5 protein-coding genes are annotated in these 4,700 nt (G+C 58.0%); 4 read left to right on the top strand and 1 reads right to left on the bottom strand.

Annotation, left to right across the window (positions count from 1 at the left end; translation table 11 throughout):
- Positions 1 to 352 precede the first annotated feature (352 nt).
- Complete coding sequence (locus ABSG47_RS20755; protein ID WP_424172442.1) at positions 353 to 667, bottom strand: hypothetical protein; 315 nt, start codon at positions 665 to 667, stop codon at positions 353 to 355.
- Positions 668 to 890: 223 nt separating this feature from the next.
- Here ABSG47_RS20755 and ABSG47_RS20750 point away from each other — a divergent pair, with 223 nt between their 5' ends.
- The 4 genes from ABSG47_RS20750 (at position 891) to ABSG47_RS20735 (ending at position 4,645) form a co-directional block, all read left to right on the top strand.
- On the top strand, positions 891 to 1,325 hold the full coding sequence (locus tag ABSG47_RS20750; RefSeq protein ID WP_424172439.1) for an antitoxin Xre/MbcA/ParS toxin-binding domain-containing protein: 435 nt from the start codon (positions 891 to 893) through the stop codon (positions 1,323 to 1,325).
- Entirely contained in the window at positions 1,326 to 2,069 is a 744-nt protein-coding gene (locus ABSG47_RS20745) for an RES family NAD+ phosphorylase (protein WP_424172436.1), read from the top strand.
- Between the two features lie 213 nt (positions 2,070 to 2,282).
- A complete protein-coding gene (gene murC / locus ABSG47_RS20740; RefSeq protein WP_424172433.1) occupies positions 2,283 to 3,656 on the top strand; it encodes a UDP-N-acetylmuramate--L-alanine ligase in 1,374 nt (457 codons plus the stop codon).
- Positions 3,657 to 4,198: 542 nt separating this feature from the next.
- Positions 4,199 to 4,645, top strand: coding sequence for a hypothetical protein (locus ABSG47_RS20735; protein ID WP_424172430.1), 447 nt, complete (start codon positions 4,199 to 4,201; stop codon positions 4,643 to 4,645).
- The last annotated feature ends 55 nt before the right edge of the window (positions 4,646 to 4,700 follow it).

Raw genomic sequence — 4,700 nt, 5'->3', positions numbered from 1 at the left:
CTTTGTGGCCGTTGCGGCCAGGCCAACCGTCATCAGAGCTGCCAACAGAACCAGGCGAAAACTCTTCATTTTGAAACCTCCTCGTGCTGCCCTCGCTAGGGTTCGGAGGCTAGCCTCCGCTTACTCAGCACCGCCGGTCGCTGTTCGCTTCCGGCTTACATCTATTGGAACAACAATCGACGGATTTAGTTGCGGTAAAAATACGCGGATCAGGAAAGTAAAGGCGAAAATTTTATTCCGTCCTGAATCGCAGATTTCAGCACCAGTTAATTAAACAAAATCGGCCTCTCCCAAGACCTTACAGGAGAGGCCGATGCCATCAAACTACCACCCAAACTACCACCCGGCTGGTTTACCGGCGATAAAACCCACGACGCCCGCCATAAAAGCCTACGCGGCCGCCAACCACCACGGCCGGAGCTCTCCAGTAGCCTGGAACCCACACGCGATAGGGGTTCCAATACCCGGCCACCCACACATAGCCCACCCCGGGGCACGCAGGCACGTACGCCACCGGAACCGCAACCGGCACGCCAATGCCGATGCCGACACGAACCTGGGCCGCATCCGCCTTCGCCGCACCCACTCCCAGTGCTCCCACGGCCAGTGCAGCGCCCAGCGCCAATTGACCAAAGCTCTTCGTAACCTCTTTGCCAAAGATTTTCATAACCGCACCCTCCCACGGGAAAAACCCGTCCGGCCTTCGCGTCTTCCGGGCTTCGCTGTTGCTGCCCGGCGCTGCCGGTTATGTCCACTCAAACAGCGGTTTAGGGCGAAGGTTGCGCGCAACTTTCACGCCGCCTTTGTGTCTACGGGTGGCATAAAATGTCTAGAAATAGACTTGACATAGTCTATATATAGACGATAATACACAATGAAGAGGGCAAGCTATGGCCACCCATCCACTAATTGCCGCGCCGGGCTATCAATTCGATACAGCCCCCGACCTGAGCCGCATCGAGACCCGCGAACGATTGAGTCAGTCCGCCGTGGACGGTTTCTTCGCCATTACAGAGAAGTGGGATCTCAAAGTGGAGCAGGCCAGAGCGCTTCTGGGAGGTATTCCGCGCTCCACCCTGCATAAGTACAAGACGGCTGCCGGCACGCGCAGCCAGGATGAGCTGATGCGCATCTCCTACATCGTCGGCATCTACAAGGCACTGCATATCCTCTTCAACGACGAGCTGGCGGACGAATGGATGAAGCGGCCCAATGACAATCCTCTCTTTAGCGGCGCCACTCCACTGGAATACGCAGTAAAGACAGGCATTCCCGGCCTGCACCAGATTCGCCGCCTTCTCGACGCAGCGCGCGGAGGCCGATAGGTGGCCTGCGCCGCCCTATTCGAGAAGCAGTCCACGCACCGGCTCGTTCCCGCAAAATACAGCGAGACCGGCAGCGTGCTGGAAGCACTTCCACTTCCCAATGATGTGCTCTCGGACCTCAGCGAGCTCGACGCAGCCACCAACGAGCGCACACAGGCCGAGCGTGCAGGGAATCCCGCAATCGGTCCCGGCGAGCTCCTCTTCGGCGTGCCTGAGGCACAGATCGTCAACGCCGCCTTCTGCCATCCAGGCCCATACGGCAGCCGCTTCAACACTCCGCAAAGAGGCGCATGGTACGCCGGCGTCGAACTCGAAACCTCCTGCGCCGAAGTTGCCTTTCACCGGCGGCGATTGCTCGAAGAAACGCGCTTCTCAGGCGAGCAGGCTTATGACTACCAGGATTTTCTGGCAGATTTCTCCGGAGAATTTCACCAGCTCGACGAAGCAGAGCAGAAGACCTGCCTTGAGCCCGAGCCGGTCCCGCAGTGCTACGCGCCAGGTCAGGCGCTGGCCGAGACACTTCTCTATCAAGGCGCGCAGGGAATCGTGTATCCCAGCGTCAGAAATCCTGGCGGAACCTGCATCGTCTGCTTCCGTCCCGCGCTCATCTTTCATCTCCGCCGCGCCAAACGCTACCGCATCGCCGTCATTGCGGGCAAAGCCGGCTTCCGCATCGAGAAACCTGCCAAAGCCGGCTTCCGAATAGAGAAGTCCGTAGCAGGAAAGGGTAGTGGGGCAGTTTGAATTGGATTTGTATCAGGGCACGACTTTAGATTAAGTGGCACGAACGGTAGGTCACGGCTTCAGCCGTGACATAAATGCAGCAAAATCAATGCGGCTTTAGCCGCTGAGGTATGCTTCACGGACTTAATCAGACCTTCCTTAGCCCCTGCGTTCAAACTGATCCACTACTCAGGCAAGTAACAGTAAAGCCGCTCCTGCTACGCTGTTCTTTCTATGTTCGCTACCTCCCAGCACGCGCACTTCATCGGTATCGGCGGAATCGGCATGAGCGGCATCGCCGAGATCCTTCTCACGCAAAAATTCAAAGTCTCCGGCTCAGACCTCCGCCGCTCCGCAGTAACAGATCGTCTCGCCGGCCTCGGCGCAACTATCTACGAGGGCCACAACGCGGCCAACATCGCAGGAGCCACAGTCGTCGTCACCAGCTCCGCCGTCAGCCCATCCAATCCGGAAGTCCTTGAAGCCCGCGCCCGCAAAATCCCCGTCATTCAGCGCGCCGAGATGCTCGCCGAGCTCATGCGCCTCAAATACGGCATCGCCATCGCCGGCATGCACGGCAAAACCACCACCACCACAATGGTCGCATCCGTCCTCACCGCGGGCGGCCTCGATCCCACCATCGTCGTCGGCGGCCGCGTCGATGCGCTCGGCTCCAACGCCCGTCTCGGAGCCACGCAATACATGGTTGCGGAAGCCGATGAAAGCGACCGTTCCTTCCTCAAGCTCTCGCCCATTCTCGCCGTCGTCACCAATCTCGATCGCGAACACATGGACACCTACGCCGACATGGAAGACGTCGAGCGCGCCTTCCTCGCCTTCATGGACAAGGTGCCGTTCTACGGCGCAGTCACGGCATGCGCGGACAATCCACTCCTCGCGTCCATCCTGCATCGCGCGCAACGACGCATCCTCACCTATGGCATGAGTGACAGCGCAGACTTCCGCCTCGAAATGCTGCCTGCCGACAGCAACAGCCTCTCGCGCTTCCAGGTAACCGCAAAGGGAACTCTGCTCGGCCCCTTTGAGCTGCACGTACCCGGTCGTCACAATGTGCTCAACGCCACGGCCGCGGTTGCCATCGGCCATCAGCTCGAAATCCCCGCAGGCAAAATTGCCGAAGGGCTCAGAAACTTCCGCGGCGTCGACCGTCGCTTTCAAAAGCGCGGCGAAGCCCGCGGCATCACCGTCGTGGACGATTACGGCCACCACCCCACCGAAATTCGCGCCACGCTCGAAGCAGCCCGCCAATGCGGCTTCAAGCACATCCACGTCATCTTTCAGCCGCACCGCTACACGCGCACCCGCGACCTCATGGAGGAATTCGCAGAGGCATTCACAGACGCAAACTCGGTCTTCGTGCTCCCCATCTACGCAGCCAGCGAGGAGCCCATTCCCGGCGTCACCGCGGAGCGGCTCGCCCACCAGATCACAAAGCCGAAAGCAAAATTCGTAGAAGATTTCCCGGCAGCATTAACAGCAGCCTCAAAAGCCGCATCCGCAGGCGATCTCATCCTCACCCTCGGTGCAGGCAGCGTCAGCCAGCTCGCCCCGCAAATCGTCGCAGCGCTGCTTGAAAGCGCCGCTTAGGAATGTCTCATCGCCTGTAAGCAAATGAGCCTTCCCGGCACGGAATATAGGGCTCGGCAAGCGCATTGGCCATTTCGCATCTGCCGTAAGAGACGCAAACTCATACTGGCTCAGTTTGAATTGTTTTGTAACAGGGCACGACCTCTGATTAAGTGGCACGAACGGTAGGTCACGGCTTCAGCCGTGACATAAATGCAGCAAAATCAATGCGGCTTTAGCCGCTGAGGTATGCTTCACGGACTTAATCAGACCTTCCTTAGCCCCGGAGGCAGTTTCTTCAAACTGAGACACTACCGGGAAGTCGAATCTCATTCCTGGTCCACGGAAATCACCCCCAAACCACCCCCTGTGGAAATCTTGTCAAGCCCTTTTACGAAAAATATTTTCTAACCCGCTGATTCTAAAGCGCAAGATTTTCCGTGCGGTTTGCACATAATTATCTCCATTTGTGGACAATAGAAATAGAGCGGTTTTTCTGCAAGCCGGAAAGCCGCCTCAACACTCCCAACACAACTTCATACACAAGGAAAACCACCATGGATATGAACGGTACTCCGTGCGTACATGAGCCTTTGTCTCCCGTCGTCCAGCGCTGCTGTGACGCCCGCAACCGCATCTTCCGCGAGCTCGCCACCCATAAAATGCGCCAGCTTCCTCCCCAGCCTCCGAACACCGACAAAACCGCAATCTTCGCGGAGATGCTCGCCAAGGTCGGCTCTGACTACTACACACAGAAAGCAGCCGCGACCGCCTACCGCTACGCCATGCCCGATCCAAGCACCCGCCAGGGGCTCAAGGAGTTCATCGCCTGCGTCCTCCACGGAATGGCCGTGAGCATCATCAGCCACAAGGATGGCGCTGCTCTCCTCAGTGGAGCGCGAATCGCCCTTTCGGCGCTCCGCGGCCGCCCATCCGGAGGCGTAGAAAAGGCGAACAAAACTCCGCACACCGAAATTTCATCGCAACCATCTATCGAATCAGCAGCTTAGAAGGCCCGCGTGCAAATTTTTATTTTTATTTGGTAACCACGTTCCGTTATTTAAG

Source organism: Occallatibacter sp. (assembly GCF_049510455.1).
Classification (GTDB): domain Bacteria; phylum Acidobacteriota; class Terriglobia; order Terriglobales; family Acidobacteriaceae; genus Telmatobacter.
The sequence above is the reverse complement of the archived record's forward strand: the minus strand, read 5'-3'. Positions and strand labels throughout refer to the sequence as shown.

Excerpts from the sequence above, each read along its gene's own strand:
- ABSG47_RS20755 (WP_424172442.1), bottom strand. The coding sequence starts at position 667 with ATGAAAATCTTTGGCAAAGAGGTTACGAAGAGCTTTGGTCAATTGGCG.
- ABSG47_RS20750 (WP_424172439.1), top strand. The coding sequence starts at position 891 with ATGGCCACCCATCCACTAATTGCCGCGCCGGGCTATCAATTCGATACA.
- murC (WP_424172433.1), top strand. The coding sequence starts at position 2,283 with ATGTTCGCTACCTCCCAGCACGCGCACTTCATCGGTATCGGCGGAATC.
- ABSG47_RS20735 (WP_424172430.1), top strand. The coding sequence starts at position 4,199 with ATGAACGGTACTCCGTGCGTACATGAGCCTTTGTCTCCCGTCGTCCAG.